The organism is Sphingobacterium tenebrionis, from assembly GCF_037126265.1.
Classification (GTDB): domain Bacteria; phylum Bacteroidota; class Bacteroidia; order Sphingobacteriales; family Sphingobacteriaceae; genus Sphingobacterium; species Sphingobacterium tenebrionis.
Window position 1 is genome coordinate 22,374 of sequence record NZ_JAYLLN010000012.1, and the last position, 23,472, is coordinate 45,845.

Genomic DNA, 23,472 nt, shown 5'->3' on the forward strand with positions numbered 1-23,472 from the left:
AAGGATCTTGGTAAATTCAACCGAATTTTTCACCATTTGGAATCGCGCTGCAAGTGAGATCTAAGTGAGGTGTAAGTGACTTGTAAGTGACTTTATACACTTACACCTCACTTGCAAATTACTTACAAACTGCTTAAGCCTCGAGGGTAACTCGATTTCATAATTCGGAAATATGCTGCTAAAAACCCGAAATTCTTCTATTTTTACTAAATTGTAAGGAACAGAAAAGCATAAATCACACCTAATGGCAAAACTAAAATCCATTTTAGACAACGATTTCTATAAATTCACGATGCAATACGCTGTCGTTAAGTTGTTTCCAAAAGCAAAAGCGAGATACCAGTTCATCAATCGTGGTAAACATAAATTTCCGGAAGGATTTGCAGCGAAATTCAGAGAGGCCGTGGATAAGATGGTCGATTTGAAATTAACCAAAGCCGAGAAAACCTTTTTTTCAAAAACATGTCCCTACATCGATCCTACCTATTTTGATTTTCTCCAAGGTTACCAGTACGACCCGGATGAGGTGAAGATTACCCAAAAGGGAGATGATCTGATCGTGAAGATCGAGGGATATTGGTACAGGACCATTCTTTGGGAGGTGCCTTTGATGGCCCTGATCTGCGAATTGTATTATGAAATGACCGGCTTGCAAAGGGTGGACGATGAAGAGGTCATGAAGATCGTAAATGATAAGATGGACAAATACGATAAGCTGAACATCACCATTGCCGATTTTGGAACCCGACGTAGACATTCCTCAGCCGTGCATGATTTGGTGATCAAAGCATTGAAATCCCATAAATCCAATACCTTCATCGGTACCAGCAATGTTCATTTTGCCATGAAATATGAAACAAAACCGATCGGCACGCATGCCCATGAATGGTTTATGTTCCATGCTGCGAAATATGGTTATAAAATGGCGAACCTGCTTGGGCTGGAGAACTGGTCCAACGTGTATCGTGGGGATTTGGGGATCGCCTTATCTGATACCTATACCACCGAAGTTTTCTTCAAACAGTTTGATAAAAAATTGTCCAAATTATTTGATGGGGTAAGGCATGATAGTGGTGATCCGATCGAATTTGCACAAAAGACCATCGATCATTATAAAAGCAGGGGGATCAACCCTTTGACCAAGACCATAATCTTTTCCGATGGATTGGATTATGAAAAGGTGGTGAAGATCGTGAAATTCAGCCAGGATAAAATCGGCCATTCCTTTGGTATCGGAACAGATTTCACCAATGATGTGGGACTACCACGGATGAATATCGTGCTGAAAATGACGGAAGCCTATCCGGATGAAGGGGAATGGACACCGGTTATCAAACTTTCCGACGAGCCGAACAAACATACCGGTGATCCAGAAGAAATAAAAATGGCGAAGCGATTCTTAAATATCCAGGAACATGAGTAGAGATGTATATGGCGATGCCTTATTTGATTATAAGGAAAAGGGGGAACTGAGCCATCCCCTACTATTGCATAGCAGTTATGGCGATATCGAGGAAATGCCGGTGGAGGTTTTTTACAGGCAGGATGATGATATCCCGGAATTGGAATTTATCGCCTTGTCGTTATGTGATGGTAAGGTGTTGGATGTGGGGGCAGGAACAGGTGTTCATGCTTTATACCTTCAGGAAAAAGGATTTGATGTGACGGCTTTGGAGATTTCAGAGATCGCTTGTAATATCATGCGGGAAAGAGGTGTTGGGAAAGTGGTGCATGGGGATTTTTTCCAATATGGGGGTGAAGAAAAGTATGATACCTTGTTGTTCTTGATGAACGGAATCGGGATTGCTGGGACTTTGGAGGGATTTCGGAAGGTGCTTCAACATGCCAAAACATTGATGTCGGATAGAGGGCAGTTGCTGTTTGATAGCTCGGATATTTCTTATTTGTATGAAGAATATAAGATCAAAAGGCCGGAGCATTATTTTGGGGAGATCAATTTTCAATATGAGTATAAGGAACAGAAGGGGGATTTGTTTAAGTGGTTGTATATTGATCAAGAGACTTTGATTAAAATAGCGAGGGAAGAGGGATGGGTAGTTCAGATCCTTTTTGAGGATGAGAATGATCAGTATTTGGTGAGGATGGAGCCTTTTAAAGAGGATTCTACGTCATTGCGAGGAGGTACGACGAAGCAATCTTTGGATTAGTGTAAAAAGATTGCTTCGTTCCTCGCAATGACGTGTAAAAATCCCTTAATCAATATACTCAAAGCCTACATAAGGCACCAATACCTCCGGAATCTTAATCCCTTTATCAGTTTGGTTATTCTCCAATAGCGTCGCTACAATCCTTGGTAAAGCCAATGCTGAACCATTCAATGTATGCGCTAAAGTAGTTTTTCCGTCCTCATTCTTAAACCTCACCTTCAACCTATTCGATTGATAAGTCTCAAAATTAGAAACAGAAGAAACCTCCAACCAACGTTGCTGCGCAGCAGAAAAAGTCTCCATATCATAGGTCATTGCAGAGGCAAAACTCATATCTCCACCACACAACCTCAACACACGATAAGGCAATCCCAACTTCTGCAATAAAGACTGTACATACGTACTCATTTCCTCTAATGTCTCATAAGATTTCTCCGGGTGAACAATCTGAACCAACTCCACCTTATCAAACTGGTGCAATCTATTCAAACCACGCACATGCGCGCCATAAGATCCTGCCTCACGACGGAAACAAGGCGTATATCCACAATGTCTGATCGGAAAATCTTCCGCTTTAACAATAACATCACGGTAAATATTGGTGATCGGCACCTCAGCCGTTGGGATCATGTATAGCTCATCTTGCGTAACATGGTACATCTGCCCTTCTTTATCCGGCAATTGTCCCGTTGCATAGGCCGAAGCTTCATTCACAACGATCGGAACCTGCACCTCACCATAGCCCATCTTGGTCGCTTCATCCAAAAAGAAATTGATCAATCCTCTTTGCAATCTAGCACCTTTTCCTTTATACACCGGAAAGCCGGCTCCTGTAATCTTGGTTCCTAACTCAAAATCAATGATATCGTATTTCGAGGCCAACTCCCAGTGTGGAAGTGTATCAGCTCCCAAAGATGGAATTTCTCCATTGGTCAATACCACTTCATTATCTTCCGGGGTCAATCCTTTTGGTACCATATGGTATGGTAAATTAGGTAATTGCACGAGTTTAGACTGCAAATCCTGCTCTACCTGCTCCAAGGTATCCTGTAAGTTTTTAATCTGTTCTTTATATGCTGCGGAACGCGATTTGATAGCTTCGGCTTCTTCTTTCTTACCTTGGCGCATCAAATCTCCAATTTGCTTTGCAGAGGAGTTGGCTTCAGCTGCGATGGAGTCCGATTCATTTTGAACCTTACGACGTTGCTCGTCTAAGGCAATGATCTGATCTACCAATTCTGCATCGTTGAAATTCTTTACAGCAAGTCTTTCAACTACTTCATTCCTGTTCTCACGGATGTAATTTAACTGCAACATATAATTTTGCTTTTATTTAATAATGTCTGCAAAGATAAGAAGATTCCTATCTATTTTGTATCATTGCATCATGAAAAACAGCTGGATAATCTGCTTGATACTAGCAATGGCTATGATTTTTCCGTTCACTGGTACGGCTCAACAAGCAAGTATTAATGATTTCATGGTGAAAGAAAATCTTTCTCAGAATGGAAAACTCGCTATTATTGCCACGGATTCACTTGAAAAAACCAATAATCAGGTGAACGGTGATTACAAGTTCACGATCAATGGTTTCCAGCAAGATCTGCGTTTTACAGATGGAGTAGCTGTTACAAGCAACCCGATCGAATCCTCCACATTTGTTTTTTTCAAGCATAAATCGGGCGATAAGGAAATCGGGAAATTATTTTTTCTTCGGGTAACCGAAAAAGGGATAAGCCCTTACAAGATCTCTGGTTTTCTGCTGATCGTCGTTCCATTGCTGGTCTTATTCATCGCGTATAAATTAAAGCGATTCCTGATCACCCTTTTGATCATTGCCTTAGTGTACTTCTATTTGAATTATAGCAAAGGATTAGACGTGAAACAGCTGATCGAGAGTACTATACTTGGGTTGAAAGATCTGATCTAAACGATCTTCGCAAGGCTTACCATCTTTTAAAATGGCATTCCAACACCAAAATTATATTGGATAAAATTATAGCGGTCTGGGCGGTTGCTCAGTGCATATTGGTATTTGAAATCCTTGGAATCAAACAGATGCCTGATGACCCATTGTTCTTTACCACGGAACTGCGGATCTTTGACCTTCAAACCCGCATCTAAGCGGATGGTAAAATAATCCATATCCACACGCAATCCAAAACCGGTACCTATGGCAATTTGGGATAGGAACTTACTTCCGACAAATTCCCCATCGATATTGAAATCGTCCTTACGCAATCGCCAAATATTTCCGGCATCGATAAAAGTAGCTCCATTAAGTTTGGCGCCGAAGAAGTTATTCAACATCCGGAAGCGGTATTCCGCATTGGTTTCGATCTTTACCTCCCCCAGCTGATCCAGGTTGCGGAGGTTCAATCGGATATTCTCCGGTTTGGTAGAACGGTTATAACCCCCTGGTCCCAATGTTCTGGCCTGCCAAGCACGGATACCGTTCATACCGCCTGAAAAGAAACTCTTTTCAAAGATGATCAAGGTAGAATTGTTACCATAAGGCACAATCACCCCCGAATTAAAGCGAAATACAAATTGTTTATTACCGCCCAGGAATTTATACCAACGGTAATCGACTTCGCCCTTCACATATTGCAGATAAGGAACGCCGAACAATAACTTCTCTCCCTTATCATTGGTACGCAGGTTGAGGGTATTGGACAATAGCCCCAAAAGGTTACCACTGATATCCGCGGCACCACGGAAATAGCTGAAGCTTTCTTTGGAAGTCAGTTTTGGCGCATTATAGGTATAGGCATATTGTGAACCCAATCCAAAATATCGACGATTGTTACTACGCACATACAGCTCGTAACCCTGTTCGATCAGGTTATTCATAAAGGATTCGTTCAATCGGCCATCACGGTATTCGATCACTACAGGCGTGAAACTATGCATCTTGTTGGTCGCTTCGTACCATTGGTAGTTCAAGCTGTTGATAAAATAGCGGTTGGCATAGGTCTGATCTTGGAAAAACAACTGCAGACTGGAGGATATCGTGGTTCTTGGAAGCCCAAAACGTCCAACACTTCGAACGCGGAAAGGCGCCAATATGCGTGGAAAGGATAGGTTGACCCCGATCTGGAAATCATTGTTGAAGATCTTGTCCGACAAACTTCCCGGTAGTCTGGAATCAAAAAGTACCCCGTAGCGCATGCGCACCTCGATGGTTTCCGAACCACCGAACACATTTCGATGGGCAAAGGTATTTCCCACGTTGAACCCGCTCATCCCCGAACTGAAAGTAAATTCTCCTTCCATTTGGTTGCTCATGGCCGCACGCGGAATGAGGTTATAATAAACATCCAACAACGCGGAATCCTTTTTTTGGTAGTTGATCTTTACCGACCGGAAACCATTCATCTCATAGAGCCTATCGTAGGACAGTTCCTCGTTTTCGCTATTGTATTTCTGTCCTCTCCGTAAGAACGCATAGCGGGATAAAGGCGATAAGCGAAACTTACCGGTCTCATCCAGATAAACGATCTTACGAAGGGTATCCAGGTAAGCTTCTTCATTTTTCCGCAGGGATGGATCGGCTGCTTCCACCCGGAAATACACCGAATCGATGTGATAGATCTGATGCGCTGACGAATCACTGGGATTGGAAACTTGTATGGAAAGATCGGTTTTATGTTGAAGACCTATGGTATCCACCGCAACACGCATATACTGCCGTAGGTAATCATAGTACCCTCGCTCACGCATACTGGTATATAATTTTTCCCTTTCCAGATAAAGATCGGCAGCATCATATTGCTTGCCAACTTTCACGAGGCTGCCCGGAACGACCTCCTCTTGATAGATCCGATCCACTTCTGGATCCTGCACTTCCTGGTTGATAGCATTGACCAGGTAACCTTGGCCAGGTTCCGTATTGAATTCAATTCTCGCTTTTTTGTTTTTGATCAAAACCTGGGGTTTCACCTGGGCATTGAAATAGCCCTTGGTCTGCAGGAAACGTTGGATCTGGTTGGCGGAAAGTTCCACCAGGGCAGAATCCAAAATCCGTGGGGCTTCACCTACGTTTTTGATCCCATCTGTTTTATAGGCTCCATCACGGGTATTGAAAATATTGTAAATGGTTAAATATAAGGGGGAATTGGGACGGATATCATTGGCCACGTATTGACCGGCACTCTCCTTCAATTGTTGATTGACACCGTTGATATCTACATCCGTCACCAAGGCTTGGTCTTCTTCCAAGTACTTCGCTGAACGGCATGCTGCAAAAAATAGCAACAAAAACGTTATACTTGCAAAAATAAACAAACTTCTTTTTTTAGTCATTCGTCCCATGTTGTCAAAAGCACAAATCAGTTTAATTACGTCATTGCAGCATAAAAAATTTCGTACCCAGCATCAATTATTTGTAGTGGAAGGAATTAAGTCCGTAATGGAATTTGTTGGCTCATCCTACAAAATACAAAAAATATGGGCGACGGCAGATGCCGCTGCAAAATTGGGGAAAATCCCTCAAAATATAAAACTGGAAGAAGTCACTGTAGCGGAATTTGGAAAAATCAGTAGCCTGAAGAATCCACAAGGGGCATTGGCAACGGTGGAAATCCCTGCTGAGGACGATCTAGACCCTGCTATCCTTGCGAACAAACACAGCTTGATCTTGGATGATGTGCAAGATCCAGGCAACTTAGGCACGATCATCCGCACCGCAGAATGGTTCGGCATCGAGCACCTGATCTGCTCCCAAGGAACGGTGGATGCCTACAATCCCAAGGTAGTACAGGCAACCATGGGTTCCCTTTCCAGGATCAAGATCCATTACCTGGATATCGAATCCTTTTTGGAAGAAAACCAGTTGCCCACATTCGGTGCCTTATTGGATGGCGATTCCATCTATGATACTGATTTTGGTAAGCAAGGCTTGATCATCATGGGCAATGAAGGGAATGGCATTCGGAAGAATCTGATCCCGAAAATCCAGAAAAAGGTGACCATTCCACGGGTCGGTGCTGCCGAATCATTGAATGTTGCTGTGGCGACTACCATATTCTGTTCAGAATTAACGAGACAAAAACTAAGATAATATGATGGAGAATGCTGCGGAGGAAGATCAAAGGCCCTTATATACCTTACAATTTGGGTTACTTTGCCTGAGTTCCTTGCTTTTTTCAGCAAGCTTCAACATGATCATCCCCGAACTGCCCAACTATTTAAGTTCCTTGGGCGGAGCGGAACATAAAGGCCTGATCATTGGATTATTCACTTTGACAGCCGGAATTTCCAGACCTTTCAGTGGTCGTTTGACCGATAAATGGGGTCGTGTTCCGGTAATGGCGATCGGTTCCATCGTATGTGTGCTCTGTGGATTCCTCTACCCTATCCTGACCAGTGTGGCCGGATTCTTTCTTCTCCGATTGGTGCATGGATTCTCCACCGGTTTCAAACCCACGGCAACTTCTGCCTATATAGCTGATATTATTCCTTCCACACGTTGGGGCGAAGCATTGGGCATGCATGGGCTATGCTTTAGTATTGGGGGCGCGGTTGGACCTGCCATTGGAAGTTATATTGCCATGGTTGCCGACCTGAACACCATGTTCTACAGCTCTTCTGCTTTCGCCTTCCTGTCCATCATTATCGTCATGAACATGAAGGAGACCTTAAAGGATAAGCAAAAATTCCATCGGCGAATGCTGAAGATCTCGCGGAGGGACATCATCGAACTTCGGGTCATCCCGGCGGGGATAGTGACTCTGTTCTCTTATACCGCTTATGGCGTTATCCTGACCCTTATTCCCGATTGGAGTGAACATTTGGGGATTCAGAACAAAGGGCTCTTCTTCACGGCCTATACCGTTGCGTCCGTCGCCATACGGATGGTATCCGGTAAAGTGGCAGACCGTTATGGTCGGATTTCCGTGATGAAAGTAGGTTTATTGATTGTTACAATCTCCGTCCTATACATCGGTTTTAGCGACAGTATTCTGCACCTGATCATTGGTGCCTGTATCTATGGGATAGGTACGGGGATATTTTCGCCTGCCGTGAATGCCTGGACCATCGATCTTTCCCTTCCGCAATACCGCGGTAAGGCCATGGCAACCATGTATATTGCCTTGGAGGCCGGTATAGGTGGTGGCGCAGTATTTGCAGGATATATTTATCACGATCAGATATCGCGAATCCCAGGAATCATGTATGGAAATGCCATCGTTATTTTCTTTGCATTTTTATATGTTCTATATTGGGAAAGGAAAAACAAAAAACTGCCTAACACGTTATAAAGACCATATGGAAAAAAATCAGACCAAAAGACCCTATGCCATGGAGCTTTCTGCAAGCTTATTGGCGATGGTATTAATCATAGCTTTGATGTATTTTACGCAAAGTGTTTTATTACCACTATTATTCTCCATCCTTATTTCCATTTCTCTCTATCCCTTGGCAAGGTTCTTCGACCGCCTGCATCTAGGGAAAGCATTTTCGTCCATTCTAGCAGTTCTGGTCGCTATCGCGGTCATTTCTGGGCTTTTTTGGTTTATCGTGCATGAAAGTATCATCATCGGAAAAGATGCTTCGGCGATAACGGACAAAGTGCTATCTGTTCTGGAGCGCGGCCAGGAATGGATCAGTAGTCAGTTTGGTGTTGAGAAGACAGAGGTGATGGAAAAACTCCGCGAGCAGGGAAATAAATCCATGGAGAATATGGCCGGGACATTAACCTCCACTTTTGGCTCCATCGGTAACCTACTGGGTAGTGCCATCTTGGTTCCGTTATTCAGTTTCTTCTTATTGTACTACCGTGATTTCTTTCGGGAATTTTTCTTCAAGGCCTTCAAATCTACACCTCAACACAAGGTGAATGAGGTATTGAACAAAATATATGAGGTTGTACAGAGTTACCTGGTCGGTCTGATCACCGTAATGGGGATCGTAGCGGTGCTGAATACCGTAGGTTTGATGGCCATGGGCATTGACTATGCTTGGTTCTTTGGTTCCTTGGCATCCTTGTTAATGCTATTGCCTTATATTGGCATTGCTATTGGGTCCATCCTGCCCGCCTTATTTGCCTTGGCTACCAAGGATAGTGCTTGGTATGCATTAGGTGTGGTCGCTTGGTTCCAGGTGGTGCAATTTTTGGAAGGAAACATCATCACCCCTAATATAGTGGGCAGTAAAGTAAGCATCAATCCGTTGATGGCCATTATAGGTATTTTATTGGGTGGTATGCTATTCGGATTGGCCGGATTGATCCTTGCCCTACCGTTGATTGCTACCTTGAAGGTTATTTTCGATGCCTCTCCTGGTATGCAGGCGATTGGTTTCTTGATCGGTGAACCTGAAAAACTTCACCTCAAAAAGAACTCCACCCAGGAGTTGTTGATGAAATGGGGAATTGTCAGAACGCCTAAGAACAAAAAGAAAATTGAAATGGATGTGAAGGTAACTACCGATGAGCAAGGCAATCAAACGAAGGAAGAAGTTGTTTACAAAGAGGTCCATGAGGCGGAGGAAAACCCTTATGAAGACCTGAAGAATATCAACGAAGAGAAAAAGGAAAAACCTAATAAGGATAAGCCTAATCAGGAATAAGATTTTAACGTCATCAAAGGAATAAGGATAACTTAACATAAAATAAAGATTTAGGTAATCCAATCAGGTTATCTTTATTCCCATAATAGTTTGTTGATGATTATAGTATATATACTGGTTGTTCTGATTATTGTAGTCTTATTGATTTTCAAAAAACTAAGACGAAAATTAACCCTGGTAGAATTAACGCCAGATGAAGACAAAGACGGCCAACTTTCAAAAGGCAATATTAAGGTGCTGACCTATAATATTGCCGGATTACCCCAAGGCATCTCAGCCGCAAAAACCCCTAGAAGAGTAAGTATCACGGAGATTGGTGAAAAGGTGGAGGAATTTGACATCGTGAATGTACAGGAAGACTTCAATTACAATTCGGCCTTCTATTCTCTGAACAAACATCCCTACCGCACTGTGCATAAAGGAAAAATCCCTTTGGGTGATGGCTTGAATACCCTATCCAAATATCCGATTGTAGAATACCGTCGTATTCCTTGGCGGCATTGTAGTGGTCCGGATTGTTGGACCGTGAAGGGATTCACTTTTGCCAAAATCCAATTGGATCAGCATGTGTTTATCGATGTTTATAATGTGCATGCCAATTCCAGTGATGTAGCGCGTGCGGCAAAAGCAAGAAGAGAAAACATCCGTCAATTAGCGGCCTATATCCAAGAACATTCTGTTGGAAAACCCTTGATCGTAATGGGGGATTTCAACGCCCATTATGCTTATAAACGCGATAATCTCCATGAGTTTTTAGTGAATACCGGGTTGTCGGATGGATGGGTGACCCATCTCCGCAACGGTACATTTCCGGAGATCATCCCGAAATTCATTGCCCAGCACATGCTCTCCCTGACAAATGACACCGAAAGTCTGGACAAGATCTTTTTTAGAAATGGGGATAACCTGACTTTGATCCCTAAGACCTATGAGGTGGAGATTTCCCATTTTACCAATCAGGCTGGGGCAGCCCTATCCGACCATTTGGCGGTCTCCATGTCCTTCGATTGGGAGTGGAAAGAACTTCCTGCTTAATAGTTAGTCTGAATAATTCCAATTTATTTATAAGGTTATCTATCAATTTTTTATACTTTATTTTACTAATATTTTTAGCAAAATAAAGCTATATTTCGTAATCTTGTAACATGTATTTGAATTGTAAGACCTGGTTCAGTTTCCATTATGGAACATTTTCGCCCAAAGATCTACTGGAGCAAGCTTCAGGTATGGGCATCACTGCCATGGCACTTACCAATATCAATTCTACTGCCGATTGCTGGGATTTTGTCCTAAAATGCCAAGAAAAGGGCATTAAGCCCATCGTCGGTACAGAGGTCAGAAATGATAATCAGCTTTGTTATATCCTATTGGCGAAGAACAACCAGGGGCTTACGCAGATCCATCATTTTCTTTCCCATCATAAAGTGAAAAAACTGGATTTTCCCGATCGACCGACTTTTGATCTGGAAAACGTATGGGTGATCTATCCCCTGGAGCAGCACCCGGAGATTGGGGAGCTCCGCCCACAGGAGCTGATCGGCCTGGGTATGGAAGATCTCCATAAACTGAATTGGCAGGAAGCCCTAGCCGCAGATTGCTGGGTAGTCCTTCATCCGGTCACCTATCAGGACAAAGCCCATTACAATGTGCATCGGATCTTAAGGGCCATCGCCAAGAACACCCTACTCTCCAAATTGACTCCAGCGGATTATGCCGGCCCGAATGAAACCCTCGTGGTGGAAGAGGTGCTGGTCGCTGCCTTTGCCCGCTTTCCAAGTGTGATCAGTAAGACCATGCAGGTGATCAAGAGCTGCAACATCAGCATGGAATTCCATGTGGATAAGAACAAGAAGTATTTCACGGCCTCGGAGGAAGGAGATCAGGAACTGTTGCGGAAATTGGCGGTAGAGGGTTGCAAGACCCGTTATGGGATCAAGAACCGGCAGGCCATGGCGCGGGTGGAAAAAGAGCTCAGCATCATCTACAAATCCAATTTCTGCTCTTATTTCCTGATTGTTTGGGATATGCTCCGTTATGCCAACGAGCAGAAATTCTACCATGTGGGGCGTGGTAGTGGTGCCAATTCGGTGGTCGCCTATTGCCTACGCATCACCGATGTGGATCCTATACAGTTGAACCTATATTTCGAACGTTTTCTGAACCCCAGCCGTACCTCCCCACCGGATTTTGATATCGATTTTAGTTGGAAAGACCGGGATTCTATTTTTGAATACCTCTTTTTACGCTATGGAAAACAGCATGTATCCCTATTAGGGATGTATACCACTTTTCAGCGTAGGGCGATCGTTCGGGAATTGGGAAAGGTATTTGGTTTGCCGAAGGAAGAGATCGATGAGCTGGTGCACAAAAGAGAATGGAGCCCAGAGGATAAGATACAGCGTTGGATCCAGAAATACGGTGCGCTATTGGTCAATTTCCCCAGCAATGTGAGTGTGCATGCGGCGGGCGTGCTCATCAGTGAGGAGCCCCTTGCCAATTACGGGGTGCTGGAGCTTCCGCCCAAGGGTTTTAAGACCTTGCACATGGATATGTTCGAAGCGGACCGCATCGGGCTTTTCAAGTTTGATATCTTGAGCCAACGTGGCCTGGGGCATATCAAGGATGCCCTGGAACTGGTGCAGCAGAACAGAGGCAAGCATATCGACATCCATGATGTAGACCGTTTTTTTAAGGATCCTAAATTGGCCCACATGATCCGGAACGCGGATACCATTGGTTGTTTCTATATCGAGAGTCCGGCGATGCGCCAATTGTTGGGCAAGCTAAAATGTTCCGATTACATCACCTTGGTGGCGGCAAGCTCCATCATCCGCCCGGGGGTTGCCCAATCGGGGATGATGAAGCAGTATATTGAACGATACCACGATCGCGACAAGGTGGAGTATCTCCATCCTAAAATGAAGGAACTGTTGGAGGAAACTTTCGGTGTGATGGTGTACCAAGAGGATGTGATCAAGGTGGCCCATCATTTTGGAGGGATTTCCCTGGAAGAAGCGGATATCCTTCGTCGCGCGATGAGCGGAAAATATCGCTCGGAGAACAAGTTTGAGCTGATGCGCGAGAAGTTCTTTGTGAACTGTAAAGCGCAGGGGCACGATGAGGCCGTCAGTGCGGAAATATGGCGACAGATGGAAAGTTTTGGTGGCTACTCCTTTGCCAAAGGCCACTCGGCATCCTTTGCCGTGGAAAGCTATCAGAGTCTTTTCCTCAAGACGTATTATCCCTGCGAATTCTATGTGGCGGTGATCAATAACTTTGGAGGGTTCTACCGTACCGAATTCTATTTCCATGAACTCCGAAGAAATGGCGGGATCATCGAACTCCCCTGCCTGAACCAAAGTGATTACCTCACCAATATCCGTGGACAGCAGGTGTATGTGGGTTTCATCCACCTACAGGGGCTGGAACAGGAGCTGGGTCATCGCATCGTCGAAGAAAGGATCGCCAATGGCCCCTACCTAGACCTGCATGATATCCTACAGCGCCTACAACCTGCTCCGGAGCAATTGAACATCCTGATCCGGATCGGCGCACTACGGTTTACCGGTCTGGACAAGAAGACCTTGCTCTGGGAGGCCAATTTTCGGAGCAAAAGGGTGGAAAAGGAAGTGCTGGTCAACCTCTTCGAAAGCGAGGAATTGCAATTTACCCTGCCCAAATTTGATGAAGACCGCATGGAAGACCTCAAGGACGAACTGGATCTCTTGGGTTTTGTAGTGGGGGATTTCTTCGAACTTCTTGACCCGATGCATCTACAAGGAACGGTATGTGCGGAACGGCTGCAGGATTACCTGGGCCAACAGATCAAGGTGATCGGCAGGTTAGTGACCATCAAAGAAACCCGGACCATCAAAGGGGAAAGGATGTGCTTCGGCACTTTCCTGGATGTGGATGGGAATTGGTTGGATACGGTTCACTTCCCGCCCGTGCTCAAGCAATACCCTTTTCTGGGAGGTGGATTCTATGAATTGCACGGCCGCGTGATGGAAGAATTCGAAGTGTATAGCCTGGAAATCCTGGGTATGCGGAAATTAGGCTATAAACTGGGTTAATCTTATAATAAAGTAGAATTGGGCTATTGTTCATTTAGGACCCAGGCCATTTTCAAGGATATGGCACAATGATCGGAAAGCGGTTTTCCTTCCTCATTGCTGAACAACTCATGTTCGATCTTGTAGGAACTCGGGCTAAAGCGCAACTTCTCACTATCCCTAAAATAGATCTTATCAATACTTTCACATTCTTCGGTAACCTGAAGTGCATGGATCGCCTTAAAATCAGGTAGCAAGGCCGGGTGTATTCCTTTGTTCTGAACCATAACCCAACTGTCCTGAACCGCAGTTTCTTTCTGGAAATCGTGTAAATTATCTTCTGAAAAGGCGTAATGCGCATTGAAATCCCCCATGATCAGGATCGCTTCTCCAGCAGATTTCTCCTTGATGTATTCCGCCAATTGCAGGAGGTTCTTTCTTCTTGCCAGGACTGCCGAAGGGTTATCCTGCGCCGTAGCATGGACGTTATAGACATCAATAAACACTTCTTTGGCCAATTGTACCCGATGATAGCTGAAGCCCTTTGGGGTTAAGCAATCCGAACCACTGCAATCCTCCCAGGCAATGCGTTCGGTCTTCAAGATAGGATACTTGGACAGCGTACTCAAGCCATCTCCGAAAGGAACCCCACCCATGTTTTCCGTACGGTAGGGATGCGTGTTCTTCGCATAGAGCTGTCGATTATAATTGAAATCTTCTTGGGCATTCACCAGATCGAATTTATTCATCTGCCGACCGATCTCTTGGATGCTGACTGCACGGTCCGTTTCCGCACTGGAAATGATCTGCGGCAATCCCGCCACATTATAGGTCAACAACGAAAGCTCGCCCGAGCTGGCCTCTCCCATCACTGGAAAAACGGTCTTGGACACCTCCTTGGCTGTATTTCCTCGTTTGAAACTTAATTGAAAACCTGTGATAAGCAGTAGAGAAAGAAGACTGATCAAACCGAGATGTTTTGATTTTCGTCTTTTAGGATAGGTAAGCTGAATGAGCATAGCGGCAAATTCCTTGATCTGAAACAAAACTAATTCAGCAATATAACCCCAGTTTTTAGAGATTATTAAATGTTTGTTTTCAAACTATTTACTCCATATTAAAATCGGGAATTATAAGCCTTATTGTTCATAATTAATTAATAATCAGTTATCATTAACTATAAACTCCGGCAGTATTTTTATTAATACAGACAATTTTATTTCTACATGAAGAAAGTTGCATTTTTTTCGGAGATCCTGTTCGAGGATTTTGACGGGGCATCCAGAACAATGTATCAGATTATCAATCGGATAGACCCGAATTCCTTTTCCTATTTATTTGTATATGGCCGTGGGCCGAGTGAGATTGAAGGCGGTCAAAGCTACCAGGTTCCTACCTTTCGGATCCCCATGAACGATGATTATTCCTTTGCGGTGCCGCAATTGGCCAAATGGCGTTTGGAGGAAACCTTGGATGCCTTCCAACCGGATGTCATCCACATCGCCACGCCATCGTTATTGGGTTTCTATGCGTTGGGATACGCTAAGAGAAAGGGCATTCCGGTCATCAGTATCTACCATACGCATTTCATTTCCTATATCGCCTATTATTTCCGCAACTTCAGCAGCTTGATCCGACCGGTGGAAAACTGGATCCGCAGGCGGATGCGCAGTTTTTACAACAACTGCGAAAAGGTGTATGTTCCGGCGCATAGCATTATCCGAGAGTTGGAGGAGATCGGGATACAGGGCGAACGATTGACCCTATGGCAACGTGGGATCGATGTGAAGCTGTTCAACCCGAACAAACGTTGTGAGGCCTACATCCGAGCGATCAGCAAAAACGACAAGCCCAATATCCTGTTTGCGAGCCGACTGGTCTGGGAGAAGAATATACAGACCCTGATCGGTATCTATCAGCAATTGGAACAGGAAGGCATGCCTTACAACCTGATCATTGCGGGGGATGGAACCGCCAAGGAGGAGGCCATGCAATTGATGCCCAAGGCGGTCTTCTTGGGAAAATTGAATCATCTGGAGCTTTCCAGGCTATACGCTTCGGCGGATGCCTTCGTGTTCACTTCCCTTTCGGAAACCTACGGAAACGTGGTGATCGAGGCGATGGCATCGGGTTTACCGAGTGTCATTGCGAATGCGGGTGGCAGTGCCAGTTTGGTGGAACATGGCCAAACAGGCTATAAATGCTCGCCGAACAACCCGAAAGAATATCTTTTTTTCCTTCATAAGATCCTTCAGAATGAGAAGCTCAAGGAAGATTTACGCCATGCCGGACTGCAGTACATCAAACAACTGGATTGGGCAAAATTGACCGATACCTATTTTGATGATGTACAGGAACTGGCGCGTGAACCGCAACGGGCTTTTGCCTTGGCCGGACAATAATTGGGCATTGGATCTTTGGAATAGCAGTCAATGGGCAGGTCGATTAAAATAACTAAAAAGCGGGTCAAGCAATTATTGGTGATCAGTATTGTCGTATTCATCGGAATTTTCCTTTGGAACACGGATTTCCAGTCGGTCTGGAAAGAACTTCGCGGCATTGGATTCCGTTTTCTGTACCTGCTGGGGATAACCTATTTGGCCTACCTGATCGGTACCTGGTCCTGGCATGTTTGTTTGGGGAAGGAAAGATCGAAGATCTCGGTATTTCGGTTGTTCTCCTTGCGGCAGGTCGGGGAAACGGTTGGACTTTATAATCCCACCAGCATTATTGGTGGTGATATGCTGAAGGCCGAATTGTTGAAACCTTATGGTATCTCCAAATCGGTGGCCATCAATTCGGTAGCCAGCTCCCGGGTGACGGCCGTATTATCCCAAATATTACTTTTTTTAGGCGCCTGTGTCTGGTTGATCAGCAATCCGGCCGGTATGCAGGCCATACAACGTTTCGGTTGGGTGTTTTACCTGATCGTTGTTGTGCTGCTTGTTGCCAAAATAGGTTTGTTCATCTGGTTATCGAAAAGCGGTAAGAATACTTCCTCGCCAAAAAAGCCCCAGAATTTCCTGGAAAAAATATACCATAACATCCTGAAACTCTTAATCGATATTCGCACTTTTTATCAGGAAAACACCCGTACTTTCTGGTTTTCCTATGCCTTAGCTACGCTCCACTGGATCGTAGGCAGCTTGGAATTCTATTTCATCCTCCTTTTTCTTGGATTCGATGTGCTGCCCATGCATGGTTTATTGCTGGACATGAGCGTCATTGTATTCAAAAGCTTGGGCGCTTTTGTTCCTGGGCAGTTAGGGGTAGAAGAACTGGGGAATAAACTGATGCTGGCCGCCATTGGTATTACCGGCGCATCCGTTTGGATCACGGTATCCATCCTGCGTAGGGCAAGACAGCTCAGCTGGATCCTCATCGGTTTTATCCTTTACCTTTTCATTAAAAAAGAAATCAATCATGTCGCAACAGCCACTTCCTGAAATACTATTTGTTAGCCATAAATATCCTCCAGCAACCGGAGGCATGGAAAAGCAGTCCTACGAACTGATCCAAGGTTCTGCCCGGTATGCCAAAATTCATAAACTGGTATTCCGAAAGAATAAGGAAAGCCTTTTGACCTTCTTTTTCCTGCTCAACCATCGGATACTGACCCTGTTGAAAGCCCATCCCCAGATCCAGGTGATCCATTTCAATGATGGGTTGATTGCCTCCTTCGCCCTATCGCATAAAGGTTATGGCCATCTTCGGAAAATGGTTACCCTGCATGGATTGGATATTGTATTCCCTTGGGCATTCTTTCAGAAAAGGATCATCCCTAAATTGGCCGCCCATTATGATAAGATCATCACGGTGAGCCAGGCAACAGCCGATGCGGCTATCCGTAGAGGTATTCCTCGTGAAAAAGTCTATGTTATCCCCAATGGGGTGGATACGGAAGGGATGGATCGCGGAAACCTGGAAAGATCGGATCTCCAGCGTCGTTTTCCCCAAATTGCTCCCGGACAGAAGTACCTCATTACCTTGGGCAGACCCGTGCAACGCAAGGGTTTCTCCTGGCTATTGGAAGAGGTGGTTCCGCAGCTTCCCGCGGATGTTAAGCTCTTTATGGTCGGTCCTTTTCAGAAAAAAACGGGGCTTACCGAACGTTTGTTGTATGCTTTGCCCAAGAAGTTCAGGTCGCTACTTTTTCTTTTTCTGGGCTATCCCAGCGATCAAGCAGCCATCCGCAGACTCCTGAAAAAAAAGGAGATCAAAGATCGGGTGATACATTTTGGAAAAGTGCCCTTTTCCGACCTGAAGCTTTTATTGGCCAATGCTTCTGCATTTCTCATGCCCAACATCCGGGTAGATGGGGATATGGAAGGTTTCGGATTGGTCTGTTTAGAGGCTTCCCTGGCCGGAACCTTGGTGATCGCCTCGGAGATCGACGGGATCACCGACGCCATCAAACAAAATAAAAACGGGATTCTTCTGCCATCCAACGATGCAAAGGCCTGGGCGGCACAATTACAGGAGCTTTTTTTCAACGAGGAGCATTTTCGGATGGCTGCCCTGCGCTATCAGGAATATTCCAGGAACCATTATGGATGGGATAAGATGTGCAGGAAATATGTGGAGCTTATGCTCGAAAGGCGTCTCGTTTCTGAGCCGGTTTTGGAGGTGCAGAAATAGCCCTTTTGATTGCTTCATCCCCAAATCGCGCGCGCATAGCGTCCATGGCTTGGTATAAACGAACGGCCTCTTCGGTATCTTCAAACAGGTTGATCTGTTGGGAACCCTGCACCAGATGGCTGAAGCGGACCCCGATCAGGCGTACCAGCATCCGCCGGTCAAACAACTTACCGAAGAGTTCCTTCACTTTCTTGAGCAATACCGCATCAGAAGCCGTATAGGAAATAACCATTTGCTTGCTTACCGTATCGAAATTGGCATAACGCAGCTTTACCGTCACACAGCCGGTGAGCCGTTCTTGTTTTCGGAGCTGAAAAGTCAGTTTCTCCGTCATCCGGATCAATTCAGCGTTCAGGAAGTTCATATCGATGGTATCCTGATGGAAGGTTTCTTCCGTTCCCATGCTCTTCTGTTCCGAATAGGGAATAATGGGTGATGGATCGATGCCATTGGCCTTTCGGGAAAGGTCGATGCCGTTCTTCCCCAGGAGATTCTGCATCATCGGCAGGGGGATCTCGCTCAATATCTTAATGGTCCGCACGCCCATCTGTTGCAGTAAGGTCCCTGTTTTCTGTCCTATACCCGGCATCCGCTCGATCTTCAACGGGGCTAGGTAATCCTTTTCCAGACCATGGAGGATCTCTTTTTTCCCATCGGGTTTTGCATCATCCGTAGCCACTTTGCTCACCAGTTTGTTCGATGCCAGGGCATAGCTGATCGGCAAGCCACTCTCCTTCCGGATCTTATCCTTCAGCTCGCTCATGAATTGGCTGCATCCAAAAAATCGATCCACACCCGTCAGGTCCACATAGAACTCATCCACGCTCGCCTTTTCCATCACCGGAACGGTCTCCCGGACCACATCCGTCACCACCCGGGAATAATAACTGTAACTGTCAATATCACCACGCACCACGATCGCATGCGGGCATAATCGCAAAGCCAATTTCATCGGCATGGCACTGTGTACACCAAATTTTCGGGTTTCATAACTACAGGCAGATACCACCGCACGATCACTCATACCCCCCACAATCAAAGGCTTGCCAATGAACTGACTGTTCTTGAGCCTTTCTACACTTACAAAAAAGGTATCCAAATCCAAATGCGCAACAAAACGCTTACTATCAAACAGTTCCATAGCTAAATATTAAAATAGTATTTCAAAAATACTAAAAATATTAGCAAACAATAGCGCTTTTAGAAATTTTATCGGGATAAAGTATTCCTATTTTGACCAGTTTTGGATCTCTTTCCACAAAAGAGGCAAACCCGGATAAACCATATTATGGTCATAGCCATCAAGTTCGATCAGTTTTACTTGTTGGTGGCCGACAATTTTCAACATCCGAGCGAGGTAGGCATTCTCTTCGTAACGGCCCACCATCTCGAGTTCGCGGTCGCCCGTGATCAAGGTGATCGGGGAAGCTTCCTTCCGTACCCAGAATAAAGGTGCCAACGCATCAATCACCGGCTGGTTGATATCGACTTTCTGCTCCGCTCGTGCAGTAAAATGGGTAATACATTGCGGGCTGAAAGGTACGACGCCCAGAATCGCCTGTTCAGGAACAGCAACTTCTTTCAGGTACCTCGGATTTAAGGCCAACATCAGGTTAAGGTATCCCCCGGCAGAATGACCGGAAAGTACCAGTTTGTTTTTATTGCCCCCATAAGTTTCCAGGTGTTGATAGGCCCATTGTACGGCTTTGGCAGCATCTTGTATGACCTCTTCGACCTTAGCCTTTGGCGAAAGGCGATAACCGACTCCGATGACGGCAATTCCCTTGTCTTTTAGAAAGGCCGGGATTTCCTTATTTCCACCGGTTAGTCCACCGCCATGAAACCATAAAACGGTCACAAAATCTTTTTTGCCCGTAGGGAAATAAAGATCTAATACACAGCGCTCTTGGCTATAGGCATCGGCCCCTTTTCCAGCATAAGAAATATTTTCTTTCAACTGGTAGGCAGCCTGTTGGGCCTGGGCAACTAACAATAAACAACTGAATAAAACACTTAACAGAAAATTCTTCATAATGCGTGATGAGGTATGCGGATATAAACCTAAAAATAAAATGAATTTTGTATTTTTACAAGGTTTGCAGTATTCGAATCTGCCAAACCCGAAAAACTTACAAACAGTAAATGAGCGACGAAATTAACAACATCGACGAAAACAACGAACAAAGCCCATCACAAGACCAACAAAGCAATACGATTCCCCTTTCGGGACTGTATGAGAACTGGTTTCTAGATTATGCATCCTACGTTATTCTAGACCGTGCTGTTCCACATATCAACGATGGTTTCAAACCGGTTCAGCGACGCATCCTGCACTCGTTGAAAGAGATGGATGATGGAAGATACAACAAAGCAGCCAATGTCATCGGAAATACCATGCAGTTCCACCCGCATGGAGATGCCTCTATTGGGGATGCGATGGTCCAATTGGGACAAAAGAACCTGTTGATCGATTGCCAGGGAAACTGGGGAGATCCGATCACAGGCGACTCTGCCGCTGCGGCACGTTATATCGAAGGTCGTTTGTCGAAATTTGCGCTTGAAGTGGTCTTCAATCCGGATACCACCGAGTGGCAGTTGAGTTATGATGGTCGGAAGAAAGAACCGATCACCCTGCCGGTAAAATTCCCTTTGTTGTTGACACAAGGTGCGGAAGGTATTGCTGTAGGTTTGGCGACCAAGATCATGCCCCATAATTTCATCGAGCTGATCGATGGATCCATCCAGGTTCTTCAAGGGGAAAGACCAAGCATCTATCCCGATTTCCCGACCGGCGGTATGGCCGATGTTACGGGTTATAACGAAGGGCAGCGTGGTGGAAAAATACGCGTTCGAGCGAAGATCGAGGAACGCGATAAAAAGACCTTGGCGATCACGGAAATCCCCTTTGGCACTACCACAGGCAGCTTGATAGATAGTATCGTTACTGCCAATGAAAAGGGTAAAATAAAAATCAAGAAAATCGAGGATAATACAGCAGAATTCGTGGAGATTTTGGTGCATTTGGCACCTGGGATCTCCCCTGATGTAACGATCGATGCCTTATATGCTTTTACAGGTTGCGAAACATCCATTTCGCCAAATACCTGTGTGATCAAGAATAACAAACCTCATTTCATGAGTGTGAATGATATTCTGATCGAGAATACGAAACAGACCAAAAGTCTCTTGAAACAGGAGTTGGAGATCCGCTTGAATGAATTGATGGAGAAGATCTTCTTCAGTAATCTTTTGAAGATCTTTATCCAAGAAGGGATGTACAAACATCCTGACTATGAAAATTCTGGAGATTTTGAAACGGTTGTTGAGGTATTGAACCGCTTGTTTGAACCTTTCTTCGAGCAGTTCTACCGCCCTATCCTTCCGGAGGATTACAAACGCTTGATCGATAAACCGATGAGTAGCATCACGCGATTTGATGTGAAAAAGGCGGATGAGTTGATGAAGGCCTTGGAGGATGAAATCAAGGAGGTGAAGAAGAACCTTCGGAACCTGACGGAATTCACCATCAAATGGTTCGAATACCTGCGCGGAAAGTACAGTAAAGGCCGCGAACGAAAAACAGAGCTTCGCGTATTTGACAAGGTGGAGGCGACGCAGGTTGCCCTTGCCAATGCAAAATTATATGTCAATCGTGAAGAGGGATTCATCGGGACCAACATGCGTAAGGATGAACTGGTGGGCGATTGCTCGGATATCGATGATATCATTGTGTTCCGTGCGGATGGTAAATATTCCATTGTAAAAATTCAGGATAAGGTGTTTGTGGGCAAGGATATCATCCATGTGGCGGTATTCAAGAAAGGTGATGAGCGGACGATTTACAATGCGATTTATAAGGATGGAGCGACTGGAACGAGTTATATTAAACGTTTTGCGGTAACCGGAGTTACGCGTGATAAGGATTATGATATCGGGAAAGGAAGCAAGGGTACCAAAATATTGTATTTTACTGCGAATTCGAATGGTGAGGCAGAGATTGTCAATGTGCAGTTGAAGCCGCATACGAAGCTTCGGAAACTGAATTTTGATATGGATTTTGCAGAAGTGGCCATTAAAGGCCGGGGTTCTCAAGGAAATATCGTGAGTAAGTATCCGGTTAAGAAAATCATTTTCAAAAGTGCGGGGATATCCACTCTTGCGGGCAGGAAGATCTGGTATGATGATATATTGAAGCGTTTGAATGCTGATGATCGTGGGAAGTTCTTGGGTGAATTTGATGGTGATGATAAGATATTAATGGCTTTGGGCGATGGTTCTTATGAACTGAGCACCTTTGATCTGAATAACCATTTTGATGAGAAGATGATCCGTTTGGAAAAATTTATTCCGGAGCAGGTTTATACAGCGATCCATCAGGATAGTAAGGGTACTTATTTTGTGAAGAGGTTTAATTTTGATGATAATCCGGTTGGAAAGCGTGTGAAATTTATTGGCGAGGATAGCAAATTGATCTTGTTGACCAATAATGATCAACCTGTTGTTCATCTTGATTTGTTAAAAGGGAAATCGCAGACGGAAGAGAATTTGGATCAGGATTTAACAGAAATCGTGGATGTGAAGGGTATGAAGGCCCAAGGGAATAGGTTATCTTTCCATACCGTGAAAAAAATCAAGTTGTTGACGGAGGAGAAGGATTTGGCAGAGGTAATGGAAGTTGGTGGTAGTTTGGAGGGTAATGGTGCTGGTTTGGAAGGTGCTAGCGGAGGAATGGAAGAAGTAGATTCTCAACCGGAAAATCCAAAGATGGGCAATGTAGAGGTTGTTAAGAAAGAAGAGGACGTTCAGAAGAAAGATGCCGTTCAAAAAGAGTTGGATGTTGAGAAGAAGGAAGACGTTCAGAAAAAACTGGATGTTGAGAAGAATGAAGAGGTTGTTCCGAAAGCAGATGAGATTTCATTTGAAATTACCAATCCAGATGATATTCAGATTGATGATAACGGTCAATTAGGCCTTTTCGGAGGTACTGATAAAGACTAAAATATTATTGCGAGGTAACACCTCATCGTGAGGAATCACGTCAT

General features: G+C 44.8%; 17 protein-coding genes. 12 read left to right on the forward strand and 5 right to left on the reverse strand.

Annotated elements, in window-relative coordinates; genetic code table 11:
* Positions 1-244 precede the first annotated feature (244 nt).
* The gene (gene pncB, locus VJ786_RS06745) at positions 245-1,423 is read left to right on the forward strand and encodes a nicotinate phosphoribosyltransferase (protein WP_099366177.1); all 1,179 of its coding nucleotides are present in this window, start codon (positions 245-247) and stop codon (positions 1,421-1,423) included.
* Entirely contained in the window at positions 1,416-2,168 is a 753-nt protein-coding gene (locus VJ786_RS06750; protein ID WP_099366178.1) for a class I SAM-dependent methyltransferase, read from the forward strand. The genes pncB and VJ786_RS06750 overlap by 8 nt, the downstream gene beginning before the upstream one ends.
* 45 nt (positions 2,169-2,213) lie before the next feature.
* Here the strand turns inward: VJ786_RS06750 and serS are convergent, their stop codons facing one another.
* The gene (serS, locus tag VJ786_RS06755; RefSeq protein ID WP_099366179.1) at positions 2,214-3,485 is read right to left on the reverse strand and encodes a serine--tRNA ligase; all 1,272 of its coding nucleotides are present in this window, start codon (positions 3,483-3,485) and stop codon (positions 2,214-2,216) included.
* A gap of 112 nt (positions 3,486-3,597) precedes the next feature.
* Between serS and VJ786_RS06760 the strand changes: the two genes are divergently transcribed.
* Positions 3,598-4,098, forward strand: a complete 501-nt coding sequence (locus VJ786_RS06760) for a hypothetical protein (RefSeq protein ID WP_257213715.1) — start codon at positions 3,598-3,600, stop codon at positions 4,096-4,098.
* A gap of 26 nt (positions 4,099-4,124) precedes the next feature.
* Here VJ786_RS06760 and tamL read toward each other — a convergent pair whose 3' ends face one another.
* Positions 4,125-6,473, reverse strand: a complete 2,349-nt coding sequence (gene tamL, locus VJ786_RS06765) for a translocation and assembly module lipoprotein TamL (protein ID WP_336557466.1) — start codon at positions 6,471-6,473, stop codon at positions 4,125-4,127.
* Between the two features lie 7 nt (positions 6,474-6,480).
* Between tamL and VJ786_RS06770 the strand changes: the two genes are divergently transcribed.
* From VJ786_RS06770 to VJ786_RS06790, 5 genes are all read left to right on the forward strand, one after another.
* Positions 6,481-7,230 carry a TrmH family RNA methyltransferase gene (locus VJ786_RS06770; protein ID WP_134777361.1) on the forward strand — a complete coding sequence of 250 codons (750 nt, stop codon included), beginning with the start codon at positions 6,481-6,483 and terminating at the stop codon, positions 7,228-7,230.
* 1 nt (position 7,231) lies between these two features.
* The gene (locus VJ786_RS06775) at positions 7,232-8,431 is read left to right on the forward strand and encodes an MFS transporter (RefSeq protein WP_245153200.1); all 1,200 of its coding nucleotides are present in this window, start codon (positions 7,232-7,234) and stop codon (positions 8,429-8,431) included.
* A gap of 7 nt (positions 8,432-8,438) precedes the next feature.
* Complete coding sequence (locus VJ786_RS06780; protein WP_336557467.1) at positions 8,439-9,740, forward strand: AI-2E family transporter; 1,302 nt, start codon at positions 8,439-8,441, stop codon at positions 9,738-9,740.
* Positions 9,741-9,836: 96 nt separating this feature from the next.
* On the forward strand, positions 9,837-10,775 hold the full coding sequence (locus VJ786_RS06785; protein WP_099366182.1) for an endonuclease/exonuclease/phosphatase family protein: 939 nt from the start codon (positions 9,837-9,839) through the stop codon (positions 10,773-10,775).
* 110 nt (positions 10,776-10,885) lie between these two features.
* Positions 10,886-13,813 (forward strand): DNA polymerase III subunit alpha, encoded by a 2,928-nt coding sequence (locus VJ786_RS06790; RefSeq protein WP_336557468.1) that lies wholly within the window; start codon positions 10,886-10,888, stop codon positions 13,811-13,813.
* A gap of 23 nt (positions 13,814-13,836) precedes the next feature.
* On the opposite strand, the gene VJ786_RS06795 is transcribed toward VJ786_RS06790, so the two are convergent.
* Positions 13,837-14,811 carry an endonuclease/exonuclease/phosphatase family protein gene (locus VJ786_RS06795; protein ID WP_336557469.1) on the reverse strand — a complete coding sequence of 325 codons (975 nt, stop codon included), beginning with the start codon at positions 14,809-14,811 and terminating at the stop codon, positions 13,837-13,839.
* Between the two features lie 207 nt (positions 14,812-15,018).
* On the opposite strand from VJ786_RS06795, the gene VJ786_RS06800 reads away from it, so the two are divergent.
* Genes VJ786_RS06800 through VJ786_RS06810 form a run of 3 tightly spaced genes read left to right on the forward strand, consistent with a single transcriptional unit; the run spans position 15,019 to position 18,430 of the window.
* Positions 15,019-16,194, forward strand: coding sequence for a glycosyltransferase family 4 protein (locus VJ786_RS06800; protein ID WP_336557470.1), 1,176 nt, complete (start codon positions 15,019-15,021; stop codon positions 16,192-16,194).
* 30 nt (positions 16,195-16,224) lie between these two features.
* Positions 16,225-17,238 (forward strand): lysylphosphatidylglycerol synthase transmembrane domain-containing protein, encoded by a 1,014-nt coding sequence (locus VJ786_RS06805; protein WP_336557471.1) that lies wholly within the window; start codon positions 16,225-16,227, stop codon positions 17,236-17,238.
* Positions 17,216-18,430: a glycosyltransferase family 4 protein gene (locus VJ786_RS06810; protein ID WP_336557472.1), complete on the forward strand. Its 1,215-nt coding sequence runs from the start codon at positions 17,216-17,218 to the stop codon at positions 18,428-18,430. The genes VJ786_RS06805 and VJ786_RS06810 overlap by 23 nt, the downstream gene beginning before the upstream one ends.
* Here the strand turns inward: VJ786_RS06810 and dinB are convergent.
* Complete coding sequence (dinB, locus tag VJ786_RS06815; protein ID WP_336557473.1) at positions 18,378-19,571, reverse strand: DNA polymerase IV; 1,194 nt, start codon at positions 19,569-19,571, stop codon at positions 18,378-18,380. The genes VJ786_RS06810 and dinB overlap by 53 nt on opposite strands.
* An 87-nt stretch (positions 19,572-19,658) precedes the next feature.
* Entirely contained in the window at positions 19,659-20,462 is an 804-nt protein-coding gene (locus VJ786_RS06820; RefSeq protein ID WP_336557474.1) for an alpha/beta hydrolase, read from the reverse strand.
* 110 nt (positions 20,463-20,572) lie between these two features.
* Between VJ786_RS06820 and VJ786_RS06825 the strand changes: the two genes are divergently transcribed.
* A complete protein-coding gene (locus VJ786_RS06825; protein ID WP_336557475.1) occupies positions 20,573-23,428 on the forward strand; it encodes a DNA gyrase/topoisomerase IV subunit A in 2,856 nt (951 codons plus the stop codon).
* The last annotated feature ends 44 nt before the right edge of the window (positions 23,429-23,472 follow it).